Genomic DNA, 23,361 nt, shown 5'->3' with positions numbered 1-23,361 from the left:
AGTATGGCGGCGCGGTGTGTCCGGCAGGTTGCACGCGTGTACTTCGTTGCCGCACCGTGACCCGCGGCCCACGACCTGGCCTGGAATGGAGCAGCAACCGCCACGAACGCCCATCGATGGCGGCTCGCGCTCCATTTGAGCCTGTGAGATAGGCGGCCGAGAGCCCTACTGTGCTTCCGCGGCGACCTCGTCCGCCTCATCCTCAATGCCGGCCGCATGGGCGCGGCGTGAGGAGATCCCCACGGTCACGACCGCGATCGCGCCGGCGATAATCGCGATGGTCCACCGCAGCACCGGATTAGCGTCATCGCCGTATGTCAACATCACCACCGCGGGCGCGATCAGCAACGCCACCAGGTTCATCACCTTGATGAGGGGGTTGATGGCTGGGCCGGCGGTGTCCTTGAAGGGGTCGCCAATGGTGTCGCCAATCACCGTTGCCTCATGCGCAGGGGAGTACTTGCCGCCGTGGTGGCCGTCCTCCACGATTTTCTTGGCGTTGTCCCACGCTCCGCCGGAGTTGGCGAGGAACACCGCCATCAGCACTCCGGTGCCGATCGAGCCCGCGAGGAACCCGGCAAGCGCGCCGGGCCCCAGCGCGAAGCCCACGAAGACGGGCGCCATCGCAGCGAGTAGCCCAGGGGTCGCGAGTTCCCGCAACGAGTCACGCGTGCAGATGTCCACCACGCGTCCGTACTCCGGCCGGACCTCCCCTGTCATGATGCCGGGGTGGTCGCGGAACTGACGGCGCACCTCGAAGACGATCGCGCCCGCCGCGCGCGTCACGGCATCGATCGCAAGCCCCGAGAACAGGAACACGGTGGCGCCGCCAATGATGATGCCCACCAGGGTCAGGGGGTTGATGACCTCATACGAGAAGTCCGCCACAGCTGCACCGGCCTGCGCGAGGGCTTGGGTCACCGCGTCCGAGTACGACCCGAACAGCGCCGTCGCGGCCAGGACCGCCGTCGCGATCGCGATGCCCTTGGTGATCGCCTTGGTGGTGTTGCCCACGGCGTCGAGGTCGGTCAGGATCTGGGCAGCCTCCTCGTCGACCTCGCCGCTCATTTCCGCAATGCCCTGGGCGTTGTCGGAGACCGGCCCGAACGTGTCCATCGCGACAATCACGCCCACGGTCGTCAGCAGTCCGCACCCCGCGAGCGCCACCAAGAACAGCGCCATCGCCACGGACCCGCCCGCGACAAAGAACAGCACCACCACGGCGCCGGCGATCACGGTCGCCGTATAGACGGCAGACTCGAGCCCCAGGCCGATGCCGGAGAGAACCACAGTCGCGGCTCCCGTTCTTGAGGTGGCCGCCACACGCTTGGTGGGCTTTTTGCCGGTGTCAGTGAAGAAGCCGGTGAGCCACAGGATGAGCCCCGCGAGACCGATCCCCACAAATACGGCCACAGTGGCCATGACGCGCGGGTCCCCAGACTCGTCAGCGATCGTAGAACCGGTGAACTCCGAGAAGCTGTCCGGCAGGTAGACGAAGGCGGCGATGGCGGAGAGCACCGCGCCAATAGCCGCCGCGGAGTAAAAGCCGCGATTGATGGCCGCCAGGCCGGATTCGCCCTTGCGTACGCGGGTAATGAAGACACCGATCGCGGCAACAAAGGCACCCACCGCGGTCACAATCAGGGGGAATACCAGGCCCTGCTCCCCCATGGCCGCCTTGCCCAGAATCAGCGCCGCGACCAGCGTCACGGCGTAGGACTCAAAGAGGTCGGCCGCCATGCCGGCGCAGTCGCCCACGTTGTCGCCCACGTTGTCCGCGATGGTCGCGGCGTTGCGTGGGTCATCCTCAGGAATGTGCTGCTCGACTTTTCCTACCAAGTCAGCCCCAACATCGGCCGCCTTGGTGAAGATACCGCCGCCCACCCGCATGAACATCGCCAGGAGCGCGGCCCCAAACCCAAAGCCCTCCAGGACTGCGGCAGCGTCTCCCCGGAAGACCAGCACCACGCCCGCGGCGCCCAGCAATCCAAGGCCCACCACAGACATCCCCACCGCGCCTCCGGTGCGGAAAGCGATCCGCGCCCCCTCCGCGCGCCCGCCAGGCCGGGTGGCCGCCGAGGCGACCCTCACGTTGGCCCGCACCGCGAGCCACATGCCCATGTAGCCGATCGCCGCAGAGAACCCCGCCCCCACCAGGAAGAACACGGACCGGCCCACACGCACGCCCGCATCGCCCGGCAACAAGAACAGCAACGCGAACACGACGACCGCGAACAGCACCAGCGTGCGGAACTGCCGGCTCAGGTATGCGGATGCGCCCTCCTGCACAGCTCCGGCGATATCGCGCATCCGTTCCGAGCCGTCAGGGGCCTTCAGGACCTGTTGACGCAGCACGAAGGAAAAGATCAGGGCGGCCACCGCGATGGCGGCAATGACGCCCACAATGAGGAGATTGTCCGAGCCGACGTCGACTCCGGAGTTGGCCAGTGTGTGCATTCGTCCTCCTTGACGACGCTCACGGGGAGACACCACGCTGTGCCCCCTACCGGGTATGACGCCACTCTAGGGGACCATGGGACGCGTGGCTGGGTGGGACCCAACGTTTCTGCCCAGTTGTGCGTCGACACTGTGAACCGACCAACCCAATGGCGTGTGGAGGAAGTCATGGCCCCGTGGCAGGACACGATGGAACAGTTGGTGCGCGACCGCGAACGCGCCCTGCTGTCCTACGCGTACCTGGTGTGCGGCGACCCAGTGCAGGCCCAGGACCTTGTCCAGGACGCCCTGGTGCGCACCTTCAGCCGGGAACGCCGTGGGCTCACGGCGGGGAAGGCTGAGGGCTACGTGCGACGCGCCATCACGTCCTCCTTCGTGGACCAGTACCGGCGCCAACAGCGCTGGAAGCGAGTCCAACACCTGTTCAGTCCTGACGCGGTGATGCCCGACGGCTTTGGCCAGGTGGAGGCCGGTTCCGACATCTCGCAGGCACTCGCGACGTTGCCTCCACGGGTGCGCGCATGCGTGGTGTTGCGATTCTTCGACGACCTCACGGTGCCGCAGATTGCGCGCCAGCTGGGGATCGCGGAAGGCACGGTGAAGAGGTACCTCAGCGACGCGATGGGCCAGTTGCAGCTTGCCCTGGGACCGCTGGAGGATGCCGAGGCCGCTACGGCTGCCCCGGCTGACGTGACGGAAAGGAGCCAGTCATGAGGCTGTCAGACGCGATGCGGGGCGCAGCGGAAAACGCACCCATCGAGGACGCCACGGTGTCGACCGCCGCGGCCGCACGTGCCGTGCGCCGCAACCGCAGGCTCCACGGCGCCGCGAATGGGCTTGTCGGCGTGGGCGCCGTAGCCGTCGTGGCATTGGGCATTGGCGTTCCCACAAGTGCCGGAGACACCGATAGCGCCATGGAGTCCAGCGGCAGCGAGGCGACGGAAGAGTCCCAGATGGATACGAGTGCAGGCGACGCCGCCGACGGCTACCGCGATGAGGGACTCGCAGGCTCAGGGGCGGATGCCATGCTGGCCGAGCAGTGGATGTGCGGCTCAGAATTTGCCGCCGACGATCCCGCGTGGAGCTTTGGCGACGCCTCCGGTGTCGAGTACAGCGTGGGAGACATCGAGGTCGATGGCAACGAGTACTGGGTGCCGGAAACGATCACGGCGAAGCGCCCGGTCGACCTGGTGGCATCCGCTGACTACGTGATTGTGTGGGACGGGCTTGTCGTGGGCCGGCTCGTGAACCCCTCGCCCGTGGTCTACGGGCCGGCCGACGAGCCATCCCTGCCTGCCGGAGAGGTGTACGAGCGCCTAGACCCGGACACCGAGTTCGGCTCGGTTGAACAATGGATTGGGTTGCAGCCTGTCAACTGCTGGGATGGCGCCGCCTTGCCCGGTGGCGACTACGAGGTCTACCTCGCGCATACGCTCGCGTACCCCGCCGAGGCACCCGAATCGCCTGATTCGGCGCCCTCCGCATCACCGGCCCCCTCCCCTAGCGCGGCGGCCTCCGGGGCTGACGCGAGCAGCGTGCCCACGGAGGACCTCGCTGTCGAGGAGGACTTGCCGGGGACCGACCTCAGTCACGAGCTGGTGCGCGTGGCCGGTGGGCCCGTCACATTGAGCGTCGACGGGGACAAGGTCGACGACCCCTTTGGACAGTATCTCAGCCCTGCGCAGCCGACTGCGGCGCCGGAGCCCGGCGAGCCTGCGCCGTTGCCAGAGCCTGGGCTTCCCGACCCGCTCGAACCCAAGCCGCTACCTGAAGGGTCCCTGACGCCGGACATTGTGCGCGAACTCTTCGCCGCGGACCAGGCGTCTGGCGCATGGGACATGGCCGCCGGGACCCACCGGTGGGTGATGAACGACGCGACAACCGGCGAGTACGCGTACTTTGGCTGCACCTGGGGAGGCCAGGAGGGTGCGACGTTCCCTTCGACGACGTCCACCATGGATGTGCTTGACATGCAGGTCGACGTGCCGCGTTCGCTGTCCGTCAGCTATGGGTTCGTCGTCGATGGCAATCCCGCCATCACCACCACCCTCACCAACGTCTCTGAGTACGACATCCAGGACTACTGGGGCTCCACGGAACCACAGTTGTTCCTGGTTAGGGACGGCAGGGTCGTTGCTGAGGGCTATCCGCAGGACCTCGGAGACACGACCGCGCGCAGCGCAGATGGCGCGGCCGAAGCGCTCATCTGGCCTGCCCCTGAGAGCCAGAGCTTGGCAGCGGGAGCGTCGCTGACCGGCACGTCATTGTGGCGGGACGTCACGCGCTGCGACGGTGAGTCAGGCGGCGAGGGCGTCCAGTCCGGGACGTACACCCTGCTGGCCTCGTCCGGGCTCTCCGTCTCGAACCAGCACTACGAGGAGGAGGTCCGGATCATGGACGACTCCGCTCCCGACAACCTCAGCTTGCTCGACGAGGCGGACGGTGCGACAAGCCTCCTCCCGTTTGGCGACACGGCGGATGCCGTCGAACCCGGCGTCGCGATCGACCCAGTCACCACGAGCGAGTATGAGTGGGTGGACTTGCAACTGTGGACGTCGCTGGGAACGGTGACGGTGACCGCGCGGTAAGGGCGCTCACCCGGAGTCTGCGGGGCCGGCCACGGCCCACGCCGTCGCTCGCACGACACCTTCCCCGGAGGCCGTGTGGACGGTGACGACGGCACCGTCCACGGTGCATGAGGTCACGGTGGCGTCGTTGGAGGTGGCACCTGTGACGACCTCCGCGCAGACAGCGCCGGGATCGGTCATTCCGGCGGCGGCGTGCTCGCGGGCCACCATCGCGCCCGCGAGCGCCGCCTGATCGGCTCCCACTCTTGCATGGAATCGTGCGATCAGCATCTGGGAGCCTGCCAATGCCACGGAGGCGGCCGCGAGTGCGACACAGATCACGGCGACCATGACTACGGCGGCCGAGCCGGCATCGGCCCTGTCCCGTTCACGGCTCCACACGCGCCGTCACCTGGTTCCGAGCAGTCGGCAGCCACGACGCGGCCTCCACGCTCACCGTCGCTGTCACCCACGTCCCCGAGCGCGACAGCGCGAGACTCGCCCTGGCATCTGCCCCGGCCACGGCCGCCTGCGCCGCAGAGTCCCCTTCCACGGCGGCCGTGCGCGCCGCGAGGGAAGCCAGGTCACCTGCTCGAAGGTGGTGGCCGGCCCACGCCACCGTCGCGAGGACAAGGCCCAGCACCACGACGACTGCCGGCAGCACCAGCGCAAACTCTGCCGTCACCGAGCCACGATCACCGCCCCCTGCACCGCTCAGCCGAATGCCGAGCGGATGACCCCCAGCAGCATTCCACGCACCTCCTCCGACTTGATGATCGCGATCAGCAACCCCGCGAATGCCGCGGCTGCGACCGTCACGAGCGCATACTCCGTGGTCGCCATGCCCTCGTCGTCGCGGAACCGCTTCCACCTGCTCCACCTGTCCATGTCCTCTCCTCTCGCCCCGGAACGTCCGGGCACCTCCAGGTTCATCGAGCGGGCCGGCAACGGCGCCGCACTCGTGGCAATCTGTGGAAGAGGTCAGTGCTGGGCGTTGCCTCGGGACACGAGTCGCTTCGCTCAGCTGCGGCGCCTGACCCGCGGTTTGCAGGCCTGCGCGAAGCGGCTAAGGTGACGCTGTGCGACGAACGCACAATGCGTGCAATAGATGCACACCTGCGTGAGACTTACTCGGGGGGATACGTGGCACACAGCAGACGCACCGTCTTACGGGGTGGAACCGTCGTCGACGGCCAACGCCAACGCACACGCGCCGCTGACGTCGCGATCGAAGGCGAGCGCATCACCATTGTCGGCACTGTCGATGATCACCCCAGAGACACCGTGATCGACTGCACGGGCCGGCTCATCATGCCCGGCTTCATCGACGCCCACGCCCACCTCGAAGGCGCCGTCTTCGACCCCGACGTCCAGCACGCCATGCTGCGCCAGGGCATCACGAGCGTGATTTGCGGCCAAGACGGCGTCTCCTACGTTCCCGGCGACACTGGGTGGGCAAGCCAGTACTTTGCCGCGATCAACGGCCCCCACCCCACCCTTGCCGGGCCACGTGTGCGCGACGCGCTTGCCTCCTACGACAACGCCACAGCCGTCAACGTGGGGCTTCTGGTCCCCGCCGGCAACGTGCGCCACGCGGTGATGGGGATGGACACCGGCAGGGCCTCAGCGCGCCAGCTGACGCAGATGAAGCGCATGGTGAAGGACGGCCTCGCCGATGGCGCCCTGGGCTTGTCGACGGGGCTCGACTACGTGCCGGGACTCTTTGCGGACGCCGAGGAGATCGCCAGGTTGTGCGAGCCCGTCGCAGCCGCCGGCGCCGTGTACGTGACCCACATGCGTGGCGGCTATGAGGCCAACTCCGAGTTTGGCGTCCGCGAGGTGGCGCGCATCCTCGAGCGCACCGGCGTGCGCGGCCACATCTCGCACTTCCACCTCCCCGCTGCGGAGGGCCGGCGCCTCCTGAGCGACCTCACCGCCGCGGGGCACGACGTCACCTTTGACATGTACCCCTACACGCGCGGCTGCACCCTCCTGGCGATGGCGCTGCTCCCGCCGGAGTACTCGGCGCTCAGCGTCGACGATGCCGTAGCGCGTCTCCAGGACACGCGCGAGCGACAGCGCCTCATGAGCGAGTGGTTCCCCCAGGTCGCGCAGAAGGCAAGCTTGGGGCCCGCGTGGCCATCGATGATCACGATCGCGCACGCGCCCCACCTGGACTGGATGTGGGCGGAAGGCCTCACACTCGAGGATGTCGCGCGCCGGATGGGCTCGACCGTCGTCAACACCGTCCTCGACCTGCTGATCGAACTGCGGCTCGAGGTGTCCGCGGTCATGGCGGTACGTGACCAACGGCCCGATGCCGACTTGGCAAAGCTCTTCTCCCACGATGCGTACCTGGCGGGCTCCGACGGGATTGTCCTGGGCGGCTCCCCTCACCCTCGCGCCTTTGGCGCCTTCGCGCGTTTGCTCACGACTTTTGTGGGTCGCTCCTTCACGTGGGCAGGCGCCGCGATGCACCTGTCCGGGCGCACGGCGGCGCGCTTTGGCCTAGGAGATCGAGGCGCGGTGCGACCAGGGTGGATCGCGGATCTCGCGATCGTGTCCCCCGCCCACGTGCGCGACGAGGCGACCTATGACCGCCCGCGCCAGCTCGCCACCGGCATCGACGACGTCTTTGTCGCGGGCACACACGTGCTCGCTGGCGGGGCGCTGACCCAAGAACGTCCAGGGCGCGGCCTGCGCAGAACGGCGGCCGCACGATGACCCAGAGCGTGATGCGCGGCGCCGAGATCCTCGCGAAGATCTCCCAGGGCCCCCGCCCCATTTCCGTCCTCGCCGAGGAGTTCGGTGTTCACCGCACCACCATGTATCGCGAGCTCAAGTCGCTCGAGGAGGCCGGCTTCCTCAGGCGCGGCGCCAACGGCGACTACCGCCTAGGCATGCGACTGATCTCGCTCGCACAGGCGGCGCTCGAACAGATCGACGTGCGCGACGCTGCACGCTCCACCATCGAAGCGCTTCACGCCAAGGTGGGCGGGACAGTGCACGTTGCCGCGCTCATGGACCACGCGATCGTGTACGTCGACAAGCGCGAAGACTCCCGTGGAATCCGCCTGTACTCGCAGGTGGGCCGCCCCGTCATCCCGTATTGCACGGCATCCGGGAAGGCCATCCTGTCCCGCCTGAGCCCCGACGCGCGCGACCGCATCCTTGCGGACGTCACCTGGCGCGCCTACACGGCCACGACGTTGACCTCGCGCCGGCGACTCGACGAACAACTAGAGATCATCGCGCGCCAGGGTTGGGCCATCGACGACGGTGAGTTCGAGTCCTTCGTCACGTGCCTCGCGGTGCCCATCGTCGCCTCGCACGGCGTCGTAGGCGCGCTGTCGATCACGACGGGGAGGGACGCCGAGGCCGTCGCTGCCCTGCAACGCCACCGTCCCGCTCTGACCGCCGCTGCCGCGCGCATTGGCTCCACGCTGTAAACCATCCCCCACTACCGTCCTAAGGAGGACCCCTATGGCCAAGAAGGCCGTGCTGATCGAGAACGCCCCCAAGCCCGCTGGCCCGTACAGCCACGGCGTCGTTGCCGGCGGTTTCCTTTACACCGCGGGTTTTGGCCCGCAGGACCCCGCCACTGGCGAGGTCGTGGCTGGCGGCGTGTATGAGCAGACCCACCAGGTCCTCACCAACGTTGAGGCCGTCCTGGCAGCTCACGGCGCCACGCTTGACGACGTCGTGAAGGTCACGACCCACCTTGAGCGTCTGGACCGGGACTTCGCCGAGTACAACCGGGCATACGGAGAACGCTTCAACGAGCCCTACCCCGTGCGCACCACCGTGGGCTCTGACCTCGCAAACATCCTCGTCGAGATCGACGTCGTCGCCTACATCGGCGACAAGTAGCTGGTCCGCCGCCGTGACGCTCATTGACCCCCACACCGTGCTGGGCGCCGACAAGTCCCTGCCGCCGTGGGCGCATGGCATCACGGCGGCGCAGGCCCTCGCGCGCGCACCGCGCCTGCGGGACTGCTGGACTCCTGTGCTCGCGATCGACTCCGTAGCCCTCCAGCACAACATCGATTTTCTCGCTGGTTGGGTAGCGGACCATGGCCTCGAACTCATGCCACACGGCAAGACCTCCATGTCGCCGCCGCTGTGGCACCGGCAGCTGGCCGCCGGGGCCACGGGTATCACTGTCGCCACGCCATGGCAGGCCCGGGTAGCGGTCGAGTCCGGGATTCGGACGGTGATGCTCGCTCATCAGGTGGCGAGCAAGGACGCTGCGGCGTGGGTCGCAGCCAGCATTGCGGCAGGCGCGGAGATCATCTCTTGGGTAGATGACGCTCAGGCGATAGCGATCATGGCCACTGCCGGACAGGCGTGTGGCGTCGAGGTGCCCGTGCTCGTGGAACTGGGTCGGCCGCAGGGCCGTACCGGCGCGCGCACTCTGGATGCAGCGCGCGCACTCATCGCGCTGGTGCGGCGCAGCCCTGGAGTGCGGCTGGCGGGAATCGCCGGCTACGAGGGCGCCATCACTCATGGTCGTCACCCCGACGCTCTTGCGACCGTGCGCGACTACGTCGCTGATCTGACGCGCCTCGCCGTCGAGGCACGTGAAGGCCAGGAGCCACTCATCGTCACCGCAGGCGGGTCGGCGTATCCCGACGCCGTGGCAGAGGGGCTCCAGCATGCGGTCGACGTGGGCCTGCGCGGCGTGGTGCGGTGCGGCGCATACGTGCTTCACGATGAGGGCCACTATCTCGAGGTCTCGCCGTTCGACCACACCCGTGTGCCGGGTGGGCTGCGGCCGGCGGCCCGCGGCTTTGCGCGCGTGACCTCGACTCCGGAACCCGGCCTCGCCTTGCTTGACGCCGGCAAGCGAGATGTCCCGTACGACGAGGGCCTACCGACCGTGCGCCGGGCGCTCAAAGCGGATGGCACAGTCACGAGCCTCGACGGACGCGCACGAGTCGAGGCCCTCAACGATCAACACACGTTCCTCCGTGGCGAGGGCCTGGCCGTTGACGTGGGCGACATCATCGAACTGGGCCTGTCGCACCCGTGCACCATGACGGACAAGTGGCGGCTCGTGCCCATCGTGGACGACCTCAGCCTCGGTCTCGATGCGACGATCGTTGACCTCCTCCCCACCCGCTTCTAGCCAGTAACCCCGGGCACATCCGGCATCTGGACCGTCGCCAGAACCGCGAGAACCATGGGGACGATGCCCACGAGAATGAAGGCGGGCAGCAAGCACAGCGTGAGGGGAAGCGCGAGCGTCACGCCCAACTGGCCCGCGGCACGTTGAGCCTCGCGCCGCGCATTGCGTAACGACAACTCGGTGGCCGAACGCAGCGCCGGTAGCGCGGAGGCGCCGCACCGATACGGCGCGCGCAGCGCACGCTCGACTTGCCTGCACACGCCAGGCGCTCGCGCGCGGGTCCGGGTGCGTCGCGGCCGTAAGGGCGCGCCTGGAGGTTCCCACGCCTCGGCCCACGGCGCCCCGCGGGCCAGCGCTGCACCCGCCTGCTCCATCGCCTCGCCGTCGGGCCCGCCCACCACGCGACCCACCGCCATGACCGCGCCCGCGACGTCCATGCCGCTCGTCAGTGCCGCCTCCACCATGGCAAGGGCCAAAGGCGCGGGAATGCCACCGGACGGGACTGAGGCTCCCGCCAGCAATGACCGTGTCCACCTGCGTCCTGTCCATGTCAGCGCCCCAGCCAGCACCAGCAACACCCACCCCACAGGCGTGGTAACAAGCACAGTAATCGCGCGAGGATCCAGCAACGCCGTGAGCCCCACGCCCGCCAGCGGCAACCACGCCAGCACGCGCGCGCTCATCTGCGGACCCGCCAACGCCGCCTCGCATTGGGCCGCCGCTTCCTCGCGGTCGCGTTCGACCTCCAAGACCCGGCGCAACACGGCCGCCAGCGGCACGCCACCAGCGTGCGACAGGCGGGCCGCGGCACGCACCGCGACTGCCTGACCTGCGCCCTCGCAAGGCACTCCGCTCTCGTCCGTTTCGATGCCCGCCTCCGCCCACGCCGTCGCCGGCGGGAGTCCCGACTCCAGCAGCGCCACCGCATCGGCCATCGCGGCATCAGTCACGTCTTCCTTGTGTGCGGCCCCCTTACGCAGCATCGGCCCGTTCCTCTCCTCCCATGGCGCGGACGAGCGAGCCCCACCCTGGCCCTTCGCGCCATCCCCGCGCCGTCCACCCCACGGCCTCGATGGCGCGCAACCCATCGTCGCCGCGTTCAAAGACCGCGATGCTGCCGAGCCGCCGCGCGCCCCGCACGCGTTCCACATGCAGCACCACGTCAAAGGCGATCGCCGCCTGCGCCTCGACCGTGCGCTGGTCCATGCCCGCGAGCGCGCCCAAGGCGACAAGGCGTGCCGGCGCGTCCTGCGGCGAGTTCGCATGCAGGGTCGCGAAGCCGCCTCGGTGCCCGGTATTGAATGCGGTCAGCACGTCCCGCACCTCCGGGCCTCGGCACTCGCCGAGCACCACGCGATCGGGCCGCATGCGCAACGCCTCCCGCACCAGCATCGGCATCCCGATGGCGCCGGTGCCCTCGATATTCGCGCGTCGTTCGACGAGGCGGACTACGTGCGGATGCGTCGGTTGAAGTTCGCCGGCCTCTTCAATGATGAGGATCCGCTCGCTCGGGTCGACCTCAGACAGGAGCGACGCCAGCAACGTGGTCTTGCCGGAGCCGGTAGCACCGGTGATCAACCCCGAGCAGCGTCGGCGCACCAGCTCCCGAACGAGCGGCACCGAGGGACCACTCAACATGCCTCCCACGGCGAGGTCGTCAAGCGTCAAGGCCGTAGCCCGCACCCGGCGCAACGAAATCGCGGTGCACTCCGGGGACAGCGGAGGCAGGGCGGCGTGCAGTCGGGTGCCATCGGGAAGGCGAGCGTCGACAAGCGGACAGGCGTCATCGAGCCTCCGGCCGCCGGCGCTGGCCATCGTGACGGCGAGAGCGCGCACTGCTGCGGCGTCGGCCAGATCCACCGGTCGCGGCTCGAGCCCACGACCCCGGTCAATCCACGCGCGGCCGGGCTCGTGAATGAGGACATCCGTCACACCGGGCAACGCCAACAGTGATGCCAAGGGCCCTCCCCATGGAGGCGGTTCGTCGCTCATGTCACGACTGTCGAGGCGACGGGTCCGGTCTCTCCAGTGCAGAGGAACAATCTGTGGTGCTGAGTCGTCTACCCGAATACCTGGGGACAACGCTTGTGCTCGCGGCGACACGGGCCTCGTCGATGTCACAGCGGGCAGATAGGCTTGAGCCACAAGGAGGTCACATGCCCCGCAAGAAGTCCGTTCCGCGGTCAGCCGCGTTCTTCGACCTGGACAAGACGATCATCGCGACAAGCTCATCGATGGCGTTTTCGCGCCCGTTCTACAACGGTGGCTTGATCACGCGTTCGGACGCGGTGCGCACGGCCTATTCACAGTTCCTCTTCCTGGTCGGTGCAGCAGATGAGCGCCAGACCACCCGCTTGCGAGACGCGCTGTCCGATCTCATCAAGGGGTGGGAGGTCGCGAAGGTCAAGCAGATCGTCAATGAGACGGTTCACGAGCACATTGACCCCGTCGTCTACGCGGAAGCCCTCGAACTCATCAAGCGGCACCAGGCAAACGGCCGCGAGGTGGTCATTGTGTCCGCCTCCGCGCGCGACATCGTGGAGCCCATTGCCCAGTTGCTGGGGGCCGACGCCGTGATTGCGTCGGAACTGGAGGTCAAGAAGGGCTTCTACACCGGTGAGGTCACCTTCTATGCGTACGGCGAGGCAAAGGCGGAAGCGATTCGGGACCTGGCTGCGAAGCGCGGCTACGACCTGCACCGCTCCTACGCGTACTCCGACTCGATCACTGACGCCCCCATGCTCGACGTGGTCGGTCATGGCTTCACCGTCAACGCGGATCGGGCTCTGCGCCGGGCCGCCATCGACCATGGCTGGGGCAATCTGTACTTCAAGAAGCCCGTGGGGCTGCACTCGGGACCGCAGACCAGGTCGGTCCTCATTGGGGTGGTTGCGGTCGCAGTGATCGTGGTGGGCGTCGCGCTGCTTGCACGCAGCGCCCCAGACCCCGAAGAGGAGTGACGGATTCCACGCAACGCTTCTGGCCTGGTGCGCGTCTAAGTACCGGAGGGCACCAGTGGTCCTGGGCGCGTGGGATACACAACGGACATATCCGACCCGTATCCTGATGCCCCACACCACCTGAAACGCGGGGCGCGCGCATGCGCCGGGAGGATAGGCAGCAATGAACAAGGGCCTCATGGCGGTTGGCGCCGTCGCCCTCGCTGGAGCCTCTGCTGCCGTGGGCTGGTTCGGCGTCCAGTTTCTCTTCGCACCCGAGAGTTCCGACACCGCCGCTGAGGGTTCCGACGCTCCCTCCGGAGCCACCGTGCCGCTGACCTTCGACCTCGCCCAGGTCGTCGAGCACGGCGACGGCCTGTTCACGCCGCCCGCATGTGGAGAGACGTGGTCCGCCGAGCCCACGCCCGGAAATGGCGTCATGCCCGTGGTGGAGGTCACGCAAAACGACTCGGGCGCATCTGCCCGGGTGGCCTTCACCTCACAGAGCGAGGGCATCACGGCCTTTCTCGCTCAGGAGGGCCAGGTCGTCGTCACGCGCGATGACGTGGTCGTCACCCCTGACTGGGGCAGCGAGTTCGCGCCCGAGCTGTTTATTACGACGGACGAGGTCACGGCAGCCCCTGGCGCGCAACTCGATATGTCCGGCGCCTCGCTGTGTGACGTTGCCAGCGAGCTTGACTCGATCCTCAGCGACTTCGATTGGGAGAACGCGACCGAGGACGAGATCAACGCTCAATACGAGAAGGCCGCCCAGTTCGAGCAAGACAATGCCGACCTGCCCGCTGGCGAGTACAAGGTGTACGCGTGGAGCCCCATCATCATGGGCGAGCAGGCCGCGGTCGCGCGCAAGCTCGCTGAGGAAGGCATCACCGACCTCGCACTCCTGCAGTACACCGCCGGGTACTCGCCTATCGCTCAGGATGAGCGCATTCAGCCGTACTGCGAAGAGAACGAGACGCCCGAGGGCACCACGGAACTCCTGTGTGATGTCCCGCAAGAGGTCCTGCTTGAGGTCCTGGAGCGCGACGTCCCCGAGTCCTACATCGTCGACAACGAACCGACCGTCGCGATCTCGGAAGCGTTCTCCTTCACCGTCTCCTAAAACCCGCCGAATGGCTCCATTTGGCTGTTTAGGGGCGCATAACAGGCAAAACGTGCCACTTCGTGCCTGAACTCCGCGCGTCGGCCGCCACGGAGAACAGCGCCGCAGGCCTAGCCCGTCTTGCGCCGGAAGTCCTGGTGCGCGTGCGCCTCGCCGTTGCCGTGAAGGCCCACGCCAGGCGCTCCAGCGCCTCCTCCTGGATGCTCGTTCTGCCCGTCGTTGCCAGCAAAGCGGGCCATGACCTCTTGGGGCTCGCCGTCGCTCAGCGCCTCCAGGAACCCCGCGGCGTCGTCCCCCCGCATCAAGGTCGAGAGCTTGCCGTGGTGGAAGATCGCCACTTCGCCGTTGGAGCGGGTCCGGTAGTCGTATCCCTCTGGTGCAGTCATCTCCTCATCGTCACACGTGGTGACCAAACACGCTCGGTGAGTGCGGAGCGGGCTCTTCCCGGGCATCGGCCCGATGCCTCCGCACACCCCCGCTGAAGTGGCACTTTTCGCTCGTCTTGCCCCCGTAAAACAGCCAAATGGAGCCATTTGGCGAGGAAGGCGGGGGTGGATGCAGGATTTACCAGGCACCCTAACAAACCCGCGGTCGGTGGTTTACGAAACTTTCCTAACAAACTAGAGTGGCCACCATGGTCAACGATGCCCAAACTCTTGAGAACCTGTACAACGAGACGCGCTCCTTTGCGCCGTCTCCCGACTTCGCGGCCCAGGCAAACGCCCGGGCCGAGCTGTACAACCAGGCCGCGGCCGACCGCCTCGGATTCTGGCGTGAACAGGCAGAACAACTGCACTGGGACACACCGTTTACTGAAACCCTCGACTGGTCCGACGCGCCCGTGGCGCGCTGGTTCGCAGACGGCACCCTTAACGCCTGCGACAACGCCGTGGACCGCCACGTGCGCGAGGGACGCGGCGACCGCGTCGCCTTCTTCTTCGAGGGAGAGCCGGGCGACACCCGCACCCTCACCTATGCCGACATGCAGCGCGAGGTTTCGAAGGCGGCTAACGCCCTCGAGTCCCTCGGCCTGACCAAGGGCGACCGCGTCGCCATCTACCTGCCTCAGATCCCTGAGGCCGTCATCTCCATGCTCGCGTGCGCGCGCATTGGAGCGATCCACTCCGTGGTGTTCGGCGGCTTCTCTTCTGACAGCCTGCGCCAGCGCATCGACGATGCCCAGGCCAAGCTGGTCATCACGGCGGACGGCGGCAACCGCCGCGGTTCGCACCTCGCACTCAAGCCGCTCGTGGACGCCGCACTGGCGCCCTCGGAGGCGAACCCCACGGAAGCAGCCACCGTCGAGCACGTCCTCACCGTCAAGCGCACGGGCCAGGACACCGACTGGACCGAGGGTCGTGACGTGTGGTGGCACGACGTTGTCGAGCCGGCCTCCGACCAGCACTCCCCCGTGATGGTCGAGGCGGAACACCCGTTGTTCATCCTGTACACCTCCGGCACCACCGGCACTCCCAAGGGTCTGTTCCACACCACCGGTGGCTACCTCACCGGCGTGAGCTACACCCACCGTGTGGTGTTCGACCTCAAGCCGGAGACCGACGTCTACTGGTGCTCGGCGGACGTGGGCTGGATCACGGGCCACTCGTACATCGTGTACGGCCCCATGATCAATGGGGCCACGCAGGTCCTGTACGAGGGCGTCCCGAACGCCCCGCACGAGGGCCGCTGGTGGGAGATCATCGAGAAGTACAAGGTCTCGATCTTCTACACCGCCCCCACAGCGATCCGCATGTTCATGAAGTGGGGAGAGGCGATCCCGAACAAGTTCGACCTGTCCTCGCTGCGCCTGCTGGGATCCGTCGGCGAACCCATCAACCCTGAGGCGTGGATGTGGTACCGCCGCGTGATTGGCGGCGACCGCTGCCCGATCGTGGACACCTGGTGGCAGACGGAGACCGGATCCATCATGATCGCTCCGCTACCAGGTGTGACGGCCACCAAGCCGGGATCAGCGCAGGTGCCGCTGCCTGGTGTGTCCGCGGCGGTGGTGGACGACGACGCCAGCGAGGTCGGGCCCGGCCGCGGTGGCTACCTGGTGCTCGACCAGCCATGGCCGTCGATGCTGCGCGGCGTGTGGGGCGACCGTGAGCGTTACGAGGAGACGTACTGGAGCCGCTTCAAGGGCCTGTACTTCGCCGGCGACGGCGCCAAGCGCGACGCTGACGGCGACATCTGGCTGATGGGCCGCGTGGATGACGTCATGAACGTGTCCGGCCACCGCCTGTCGACGACCGAGATCGAGTCCGCCCTGGTGGCGCACCCGTGGGTAGTCGAGGCCGCGGTGGTGGGCGCCAAGGACGAGACCACGGGGCAGGCAGTCGTGGCGTTCGTCGTAATCGGTGACGACTCCGACGGCGCGAACCACAGCAACCACGAGATCGCGGCCGAGCTGCGCGAGCAGGTCAAGCGCGAGATTGGCGCCCTGGCTAAGCCGCGCACCGTGCTGGTGGTGAAGGAGGTCCCGAAGACGCGTTCGGGCAAGATCATGCGGCGCCTGCTCCGTGATGTGGCAGAGCACCGCGAGGTGGGCGACGTCACCACCCTGGCTGATGCCACGGTGATGGCGGCCATCCGTGACGGCATGGAGTCCGGTCAGGCCGACGACGACTAATCGTCACACCACACACCGCAGCGCCGGCGCTCTTCCCCAGAGGGCGCCGGCGCTGTTGCGTGCGGAAGGCATCGGGTGAGGGCCGATGCCAGGGTGACTGAGCAGTTAGGCGACCAATTGGTCGACGGACCACTCCAGGCCGAACAGGATCGCGGCTAGCCCAAGCCCCACGAAGATCGCGGTCGGCCAGGAGTGGCGGCGCCACGCGACGTACGCGACGAGGCCCACGATGGCAACGATGCCGACGATGAGTAGCCATGAATCGATGCCAGTCATGCGAGCAACCTAGCGGTCATTCGCAGAAACGATAACCACCGCCGCGCCAGCCGCGCGGCGTGCACCGTCACGCGCCGGAGATCCGCAACGACTCGGGTGCTCCCTCCTCCTGGCCCAGTACGTGCTGGGCGAGGAATGCGAACACGCCCTCGTACCAGACCACGGTGTGCTGCGGCTTGAGAATCCAGTGGTTCTCATCCGGGAAGTACAAGTAGCGGTGCACCATGGTGCCGTCGTCGGCGGCGAAGTGCTCAGCGAGCTCGGCCCACAGGCGCAGACCCTCCCCGATGGGCACGCGGTAGTCCTTGTCGCCGTGGATGACGAGCATGGGGGTCGAGATGTCCTTCACCGCTCGGTGCGGCGAGTGCTCCACCATGGCCTCGGGCGTGAAGATCGACTGCCAGTAGTCCGCGTGGTCCGTGGTGGGCCCAAACTGGTCGAGCGCCCACAGGCTCGCGTGGGTGACGATCGCGTCAAAGCGATCGGTGTGGCCAGCCACCCAGTTCGCCATGTATCCGCCAAAGGATCCACCCATCGCGGCGGTGCGGGTGGAGTCGATCTCGGGACGGTCCTCAACGGCGTCGGTGATTGCCAGGAGGTCGGTGAACGGCTTGTGGCCCCATGAGTTCCAGCCGCGCGCGATGAACTCCAGCCCGTAGCCAGTCGACAGCGCGGGGTCGGGGAGCAGCACGGCGTAGCCGCGGGCGACGGCGAGCGCGGGTGTCCACCGCCACGACCAGGCGTTCCATGAGTTGAGCGGGCCGCCGTGAATCCACAGTAGGAGCGGCGCCGGGTTGTCCTCCGACGCGTCAGGCGGGGTGAGCAGCCAGCCGCGAACGCGCGCACCGTCCTCGGCGAGGGTCTCGACATCCGTGAGCGTCGCCTCGGCTTCTTCTGCCGGGGCCGGGGTCGCCAGTTCCGTGACGGTCCCGGCGGCGTTCACGCGCACCGGGTGCGCGGGGCGCAGCATCGTGGTGCGCAGCGCGACCAGGTCGCCCGTGCCGCGATCGACGCGGACTGCGCTGTAGTGAGCATCGTCAGTGGTGATCTGGGTGACCTCATCCGTCGCGAGGTCGATGCGGAAGATGGGTCCGCGCCCGTCGCTGTCCGCCGTCGCGACCAGCGCCGCTGAGTCGTGCGAGAACTGCAGCGAACTGGGCCACCTGTCCCAGTGCTCGGCAACGCGTCGCGGGTTGCCGCCGTCGGCGTCCGCCACCCACGTCTCGACCTGTGTGGGCCCGCTGGGATCGGAATGGGCCTGGCGAAGGTAGGCGATCGCGTTGCCATCGAGGCTGTAGGTCGGGGCGCCGATGTCGACGCCTGCATCGCTGCGCACCACGGTGTGTGCTCCGGTGGCGCGGACGATGCGCACCAGGTCCTTGCGCTTGCTCCGTCCCTCGGGGACCTCGAGCGTCGCGAGCACCGCGGAGCCGTCGGGGCTGACGGCCGCCGCCGGGGCGTCGCTCCACCGGCGAGCGCCGGGCGTGAGGTCCTGCGGGCGCGCCATGTGGCGCGGGTACACCGTGGGGGCGGGCACTTCTGACCCCTCGGATTCTTCGTCGCCTTCCGCTGCGCTCGGCGCGGCCGGGGCGGTGGCCGTCTCTGCGGGGATCTCGGATGCATCCAGCGCGAAGAGGTGGGTGTGGTCGGGCCCTAGGTCGTGGTCCCAGTGGCGGATGGGATAGGTGCTGTGCCAGATGGCGTTGACCTTGCGCTTGGACCGGATGCCACGCAACGCAGTGTCCTCGTCGAGGTCTTTCGCGGCAGGAAGCTGACCCGCGGTGAATGCCGCCACCGGGGCATCGGCCGCCGTCGCCGCCACGCCACCTGCGCCACCCGCGAAGCCCGTCACAGGCCGCGCCTCTCCCCCGTTTGCGGGCAGGAGCCACAATTGCGACGCGTCCTCGTCGCCGCCCCCTGGGCGCGCAGAGGTGAACACGAGGTCTCCGGTGGACAGGAACGCCGCGCCGCCTTCGCCCTTCGCGGAGCGGGTCAGGCGCACGGGCGCGCCGTCACCAGAGGTGGGCACTTTCCACAGGGCGCGCTCATACGAGGTCTGGTCCTTGGCGAGCGTGGCGACGGTGAGCACCGCGTAGGTGCCGTCGGGCGCGAGAGCAAGGCCCTCGACTCGTGGGACGGCGATGATGTCGGTGAGGCTGGAGTACGAGCTCATACTCCACCGTAACCCTGTAAGCGGGCGCCGACCGCCGACCGTCGGGCGGCTTCCATGGGCCGCACCGCCGTGCCATTGCAGACTGAACAACTGTTCAGTACGGTGAAGGCGTGACCACGTCCCAGGCCCGCGACCGGATCATCGACGCCGCCCTGCGCCTGTTCGCCGAGCGCGGCAGCGAGGCGGTGTCGATTCGCGACATCGCCGCCGCGGTGGGCGTCTCGCCCGCCCTCATCCCGCATCACTTTGGATCCAAGGCCGGGCTCATTGAGGCGGTCGACGCCACGGTCGTGGGAGTTTTCGACGCGCTGCGCGACGTGCTTCTCGACCCCGCGACCGCACCGGGTACCGCGGACGTGGACGCCCAAGCCAGCGGACTCGCGGCCGCCATGGCGCGCCACCTTCCCCAGGCGTCCCCCGTCTTTGCCTACCTCAGGCGAGCGCTACTCGATGGATCTGACGCCGGCCGCAGCCTGTTCCGACAGTGGTTCACCATGACGCAGGAGTTGCTCGCTCAGATGGACGCCGCTGGCGCCACACGCTCCACGCCCGACCCGCCCGCGCGCGCGGCCTTTGTCCTCGCCAACGACCTCTCCCTACTGCTCCTGCACGAGCACATCGGCGACGCACTTGGCACTGATCCACTGACGGAACCAGGCATGACGCGCCTAGCGACCGCAGCGACCCATGCCTACACCCACGGAATCTTCACCGCGCCCACCGTCAAGGAGGACTCATGACCGCCACCACCACCGCTCGAGGAGTCCACCTCACCGGGCTGACCAAAGTCTTTGGCGAAGGCGATGCCGCCGTCCATGCCCTCAAGGGCGTTGACCTGGAGATCTCCTCAGGCGAGTTCGTGGTGGTCATCGGCCCCTCCGGGTCGGGAAAGACCACGCTGTGCAACATCATTGGCGGAATCGAGACAGCGACGAGCGGCACGGTCATGGTCGCAGGCGAGGACATCTCCCGCACCAAGCCGGCCAAGCTCAGCGACTTCCGCCGTGACCACGTGGGCTTCATCTTCCAGTTCTTCAACCTCATCCCCACCCTCACCGCACGCGAGAACGTCGAGATGATTGTCGAGATGACCGGCCGGGGCGACAAAGCCCAGGTTCCCGCTCACCTGGAAGCTGTGGGGCTAGGCGACAAACTCGACAGCTTCCCGGCGCAACTGTCCGGCGGCCAGCAGCAGCGTGTCGCCGTGGCCCGCGCCCTCGCGACCGACCCCGACATCCTGCTCGCCGACGAGCCGACGGGCGCACTTGACCTGCCCACCGGGCGCCAGATCCTCGAACTACTGCAGGAACTCAATCGCCAGGGAAAAACCATCATCATCGTCACCCACAACCTCTCCGTGGGGCAGATTGCGGACCGTGTCATCACCGTGGTCGACGGCCAGATCAAGTCCATCGAGTCCAACGACTCCCCCGCGGCCGCCGCGGATGTCACCTGGTAGCCCGCATGAACGCCACCACCAAGAAGGCTTTCAGGGACCTGTGGCGCTCCAAAGCGCAGGTCATTGCAGTCGCCGTCACCATCATGCTTGGCGTGATGATCTACATCGCCACCGCAGGTGCGTTCCAGAACCTCTCCGCGTCCTACGACCAGACTTACGAACGCCTGCACTTTGCGGATCTGACGGCCACGGGCGGCGACTTGGACGCGGTCGCACAAGACGCGCTCGACGCCGGTGCGAGCGCGGCGATCACACGCACGCAAGTGGATCCCCCGATGCTGATCGAGGACACCAAGCTCGTGGGACGCGTGATTGGCATGCCCACCGACGCGCAGCCGGCGGTCAACCAGGTCGACGTGATTGACGGCGACTACTTCGACGAGGGCGCCACCGACCAGATCTTGCTTGAGACCCACGCCGCGGACACCTTCGGGGTGGGTCCAGGAGACACGCTGCAGATCTTCTCCACGACCGGCTGGGTCGACGTCACCGTGCAGGGCGTGGTCGACTCCCCCGAGTACCTCTGGCCCGCGCGCTCGCGCCAAGAGATTTTGTCTGATCCCAACTCTTTCGCCGTGGCCTTCGCCCCGGAAGAGTCGGTTCAGGGCTGGTTTGAGATACCCGCCAACCAGACCCAGGTGCTGCTGCCGGATACGGCCGATGCCCGGGTCGCCTCGGAGAAACGCGAGCCTTGGGAGACGGACACCGGCATTGCTGTCGCCCAAGCGATGACGGATGCTGGGGCATCGGCCCTTCAAAGTCAGGCCGACCAGCCGTCCAACGCCACCTTGAGTGAAGACCTCCAAGGCTTTGACCAGATGTCCGTCGCGTTCCCCGCCCTGTTCCTGATCGCGGCCGGCGTGGCGTCGTGGGTGCTCTTGACGCGCAGAATCCTGCAGGAGACGCCGGTGATCGGCACCATGATGGCCGCCGGCGCCAGGCGTGGACGCGTACTGCGTCACTACGTGCTTCAGGGGCTGCTCATGGGCGGGGTGGGAGCACTCCTCGGCGTCGCGCTGGGTGTGCCGGCCAATGCCGCGATCACGTCCGCCTACACCGGGTTCATCGGGGTCCCCGACACCGTGGTGCGCAACTACCCGTGGATGCTCGTGATCGGCCTCGTCTTTGGCGTTGTGGTGGGAGTGCTTGGCGCGCTCGGGCCCGCAGTCAGCGCCTCCCGGATCGCGCCGGCGCAGGCAATGCGCCCGGCATCCGATGCGAAGGCGCCTGGCGGGTGGAGCAGGTGGGTCGCGCGGCAGCGGTGGCTCCCCGTGAGCGGCCGGATGGCGCTGCGCGACGTAGTGCGGTCCAAGCGGCGCACTCTCGCCACCATGCTCGGCACCGTGTTGGCGCTGGTCCTCGTCCTGACCTCGGTGGGGATGATGACCTCGATCCTGGCCGCGATCACGACGCAGTTCGAGGACATCGAACTCGAAGATGCGTCCGTGGTGGCCCAGTCAGAAGCCGGCGTTGGCGACGCGCTCGCCGATGTAGACGGCGTGGAGCGCGTCGAAGCCACCACGCTTGGGCAAGTCACCCTCAAGGGTCCGGATGGGACCTACCAGACCACCCTGACGGGGTTTGAACCTGACACGCAGATGCATGGCTTCATCGGGACAGACGGGACAGCCGTCACGTTGCCTGACGACGGCGTGCTTGCCGGCCAGTTCCTCTCGGAAGAGATTGGCATTGCGGCCGGGGACACCATCACCATCACCTCCGATGCGGGGCAGAACGAGGTCACCGTCGTGGGGTTCCTCGACGAGCCCATTGGCACGTCCGTGTACGCGACCAACGACACCGCCCGCTCGCTCCTGCCCAACGAAGGGACCGAGAGTTACGCGCTTGCGTTCACTGCGGAGTCCACGACGGAGACAGCTCGCGACCAGATCCGCGACACCGTCACACAGCTTGAAGGCGTAGTCGCGTATCAGGACGTCAGAGCCATCGTTGGCCAGCTCAATCAGTACCTGGGACTGTTCTGGGCGTTCATTGGCATCATGATTGTGATGGGCACGGTGCTCGCGCTGGCCGTGATGTACGTCACGATGTCCGTCAACGTCGTCGAGCGCACAGGTGAACTCGCCACCCTGCGCGCCGCGGGAGCCCCGTTGCGGAAAGTCGCCGGGGCCGTCGCCACCGAGAACCTCGTAGCGACCGTGCTGGGCATCCCGTTTGGGCTCGCAATCGGTGCCTGGTCAGCAGGTGCCTTCCTCGCTTCCTTCAATGACGACCTGTTCACACTGGAGCTTCAATGGGGCTGGTGGACGCTACCGGCAGCCGCCCTGGGAGTTCTCCTCGCAGCGGCCGTCTCGCAGTGGCCGGCGGCGCGCGCCATCCGGCGGGTCGACATCGCCAGAGTGGTGCGCGAGAGGGCGGCCTAGTCACGCGGCTCCGGCGCAGAATCTGGGCCCAGCAGTCGCTGAGCGCCGAACATCGGCGATTCTCGACACTCGACGACTGCCGGGGGCTGCGTGGCTCTAGAGTCATGCCACGGGCGAGCCGAGCAACGCGACTGCGGCGCCCGCATACAAAGGGGGCAACACATGCACGACCTACACGCCACAACGATCTTCGTTGACAGCCCGCGGGGTTCCTCCGCCGAAG

General features: G+C 67.6%; 21 protein-coding genes. 12 read left to right on the top strand and 9 right to left on the bottom strand.

Features of this window, described 5'->3' with window-relative positions; genetic code table 11:
• Nucleotides 1-165: 165 nt before the first annotated feature.
• Entirely contained in the window at nucleotides 166-2,457 is a 2,292-nt protein-coding gene (locus AOP75_RS06805) for a sodium-translocating pyrophosphatase (RefSeq protein WP_062077616.1), read from the bottom strand.
• 168 nt (nucleotides 2,458-2,625) lie between these two features.
• On the opposite strand from AOP75_RS06805, the gene AOP75_RS06800 reads away from it, so the two are divergent.
• Together AOP75_RS06800 and AOP75_RS06795 are read left to right on the top strand one after the other, a co-directional pair.
• On the top strand, nucleotides 2,626-3,171 hold the full coding sequence (locus tag AOP75_RS06800) for a SigE family RNA polymerase sigma factor (protein ID WP_062077614.1): 546 nt from the start codon (nucleotides 2,626-2,628) through the stop codon (nucleotides 3,169-3,171).
• A complete protein-coding gene (locus AOP75_RS06795) occupies nucleotides 3,168-5,045 on the top strand; it encodes a hypothetical protein (protein ID WP_062077612.1) in 1,878 nt (625 codons plus the stop codon). The genes AOP75_RS06800 and AOP75_RS06795 overlap by 4 nt, the downstream gene beginning before the upstream one ends.
• 6 nt (nucleotides 5,046-5,051) lie before the next feature.
• Here the strand turns inward: AOP75_RS06795 and AOP75_RS06790 are convergent, their stop codons facing one another.
• Genes AOP75_RS06790 through AOP75_RS12400 form a run of 3 tightly spaced genes read right to left on the bottom strand, consistent with a single transcriptional unit; the run spans nucleotide 5,052 to nucleotide 5,912 of the window.
• Nucleotides 5,052-5,426: a pilus assembly protein TadG-related protein gene (locus AOP75_RS06790; protein ID WP_062077610.1), complete on the bottom strand. Its 375-nt coding sequence runs from the start codon at nucleotides 5,424-5,426 to the stop codon at nucleotides 5,052-5,054.
• On the bottom strand, nucleotides 5,413-5,709 hold the full coding sequence (locus AOP75_RS06785; protein ID WP_062077607.1) for a hypothetical protein: 297 nt from the start codon (nucleotides 5,707-5,709) through the stop codon (nucleotides 5,413-5,415). Before AOP75_RS06785 ends, AOP75_RS06790 begins: the two co-directional genes overlap by 14 nt.
• Nucleotides 5,710-5,738: 29 nt before the next feature.
• Nucleotides 5,739-5,912, bottom strand: coding sequence for a DUF4244 domain-containing protein (locus tag AOP75_RS12400; RefSeq protein WP_236683085.1), 174 nt, complete (start codon nucleotides 5,910-5,912; stop codon nucleotides 5,739-5,741).
• A gap of 255 nt (nucleotides 5,913-6,167) precedes the next feature.
• On the opposite strand from AOP75_RS12400, the gene AOP75_RS06780 reads away from it, so the two are divergent.
• The 4 genes from AOP75_RS06780 to AOP75_RS06765 are packed head-to-tail and all read left to right on the top strand — an operon-like array spanning nucleotide 6,168 to nucleotide 10,152.
• Nucleotides 6,168-7,748: an N-acyl-D-amino-acid deacylase family protein gene (locus AOP75_RS06780; protein ID WP_236683084.1), complete on the top strand. Its 1,581-nt coding sequence runs from the start codon at nucleotides 6,168-6,170 to the stop codon at nucleotides 7,746-7,748.
• On the top strand, nucleotides 7,745-8,473 hold the full coding sequence (locus AOP75_RS06775; protein ID WP_062077605.1) for an IclR family transcriptional regulator: 729 nt from the start codon (nucleotides 7,745-7,747) through the stop codon (nucleotides 8,471-8,473). The genes AOP75_RS06780 and AOP75_RS06775 overlap by 4 nt, the downstream gene beginning before the upstream one ends.
• A gap of 34 nt (nucleotides 8,474-8,507) precedes the next feature.
• Nucleotides 8,508-8,894, top strand: coding sequence for a RidA family protein (locus AOP75_RS06770; RefSeq protein WP_062077603.1), 387 nt, complete (start codon nucleotides 8,508-8,510; stop codon nucleotides 8,892-8,894).
• Between the two features lie 13 nt (nucleotides 8,895-8,907).
• Nucleotides 8,908-10,152, top strand: a complete 1,245-nt coding sequence (locus AOP75_RS06765; protein WP_152649980.1) for an alanine racemase — start codon at nucleotides 8,908-8,910, stop codon at nucleotides 10,150-10,152.
• On the opposite strand, the gene AOP75_RS06760 is transcribed toward AOP75_RS06765, so the two are convergent.
• Together AOP75_RS06760 and AOP75_RS06755 are read right to left on the bottom strand one after the other, a co-directional pair.
• Nucleotides 10,149-11,135, bottom strand: a complete 987-nt coding sequence (locus AOP75_RS06760; RefSeq protein WP_062077601.1) for a type II secretion system F family protein — start codon at nucleotides 11,133-11,135, stop codon at nucleotides 10,149-10,151. The two genes, AOP75_RS06765 and AOP75_RS06760, sit on opposite strands and share 4 nt — an antisense overlap.
• Entirely contained in the window at nucleotides 11,125-12,144 is a 1,020-nt protein-coding gene (locus AOP75_RS06755; RefSeq protein WP_062077599.1) for a TadA family conjugal transfer-associated ATPase, read from the bottom strand. The genes AOP75_RS06760 and AOP75_RS06755 overlap by 11 nt, the downstream gene beginning before the upstream one ends.
• Before the next feature lie 164 nt (nucleotides 12,145-12,308).
• On the opposite strand from AOP75_RS06755, the gene AOP75_RS06750 reads away from it, so the two are divergent.
• Together AOP75_RS06750 and AOP75_RS06745 are read left to right on the top strand one after the other, a co-directional pair.
• Entirely contained in the window at nucleotides 12,309-13,112 is an 804-nt protein-coding gene (locus tag AOP75_RS06750; RefSeq protein ID WP_083966754.1) for an HAD family hydrolase, read from the top strand.
• 163 nt (nucleotides 13,113-13,275) lie between these two features.
• The gene (locus tag AOP75_RS06745; protein ID WP_062077595.1) at nucleotides 13,276-14,214 is read left to right on the top strand and encodes a hypothetical protein; all 939 of its coding nucleotides are present in this window, start codon (nucleotides 13,276-13,278) and stop codon (nucleotides 14,212-14,214) included.
• 110 nt (nucleotides 14,215-14,324) lie between these two features.
• Here AOP75_RS06745 and AOP75_RS12710 read toward each other — a convergent pair whose 3' ends face one another.
• Nucleotides 14,325-14,600, bottom strand: a complete 276-nt coding sequence (locus tag AOP75_RS12710) for a hypothetical protein (RefSeq protein ID WP_062077593.1) — start codon at nucleotides 14,598-14,600, stop codon at nucleotides 14,325-14,327.
• 248 nt (nucleotides 14,601-14,848) lie between these two features.
• Between AOP75_RS12710 and acs the strand changes: the two genes are divergently transcribed.
• On the top strand, nucleotides 14,849-16,846 hold the full coding sequence (gene acs / locus AOP75_RS06735) for an acetate--CoA ligase (protein ID WP_062077591.1): 1,998 nt from the start codon (nucleotides 14,849-14,851) through the stop codon (nucleotides 16,844-16,846).
• A 105-nt stretch (nucleotides 16,847-16,951) separates the two neighbouring features.
• Here acs and AOP75_RS12620 read toward each other — a convergent pair whose 3' ends face one another.
• Together AOP75_RS12620 and AOP75_RS06730 are read right to left on the bottom strand one after the other, a co-directional pair.
• A complete protein-coding gene (locus AOP75_RS12620; protein ID WP_161794547.1) occupies nucleotides 16,952-17,122 on the bottom strand; it encodes a hypothetical protein in 171 nt (56 codons plus the stop codon).
• Between the two features lie 67 nt (nucleotides 17,123-17,189).
• Complete coding sequence (locus AOP75_RS06730; RefSeq protein ID WP_062077589.1) at nucleotides 17,190-19,295, bottom strand: S9 family peptidase; 2,106 nt, start codon at nucleotides 19,293-19,295, stop codon at nucleotides 17,190-17,192.
• Between the two features lie 110 nt (nucleotides 19,296-19,405).
• Between AOP75_RS06730 and AOP75_RS06725 the strand changes: the two genes are divergently transcribed.
• The 3 genes from AOP75_RS06725 to AOP75_RS06715 are packed head-to-tail and all read left to right on the top strand — an operon-like array spanning nucleotide 19,406 to nucleotide 23,138.
• Nucleotides 19,406-20,035 (top strand): TetR/AcrR family transcriptional regulator, encoded by a 630-nt coding sequence (locus tag AOP75_RS06725; protein ID WP_083966753.1) that lies wholly within the window; start codon nucleotides 19,406-19,408, stop codon nucleotides 20,033-20,035.
• Entirely contained in the window at nucleotides 20,032-20,754 is a 723-nt protein-coding gene (locus tag AOP75_RS06720; protein WP_062077587.1) for an ABC transporter ATP-binding protein, read from the top strand. Before AOP75_RS06725 ends, AOP75_RS06720 begins: the two co-directional genes overlap by 4 nt.
• A 5-nt stretch (nucleotides 20,755-20,759) precedes the next feature.
• Nucleotides 20,760-23,138 carry an ABC transporter permease gene (locus AOP75_RS06715; RefSeq protein WP_062077585.1) on the top strand — a complete coding sequence of 793 codons (2,379 nt, stop codon included), beginning with the start codon at nucleotides 20,760-20,762 and terminating at the stop codon, nucleotides 23,136-23,138.
• Nucleotides 23,139-23,361 lie beyond the last annotated feature (223 nt).

It is taken from the genome of Demequina globuliformis, from assembly GCF_000975155.1.
Taxonomy (GTDB): domain Bacteria; phylum Actinomycetota; class Actinomycetes; order Actinomycetales; family Demequinaceae; genus Demequina; species Demequina globuliformis.
This window is presented reverse-complemented; position numbering and strand designations above follow the sequence as displayed.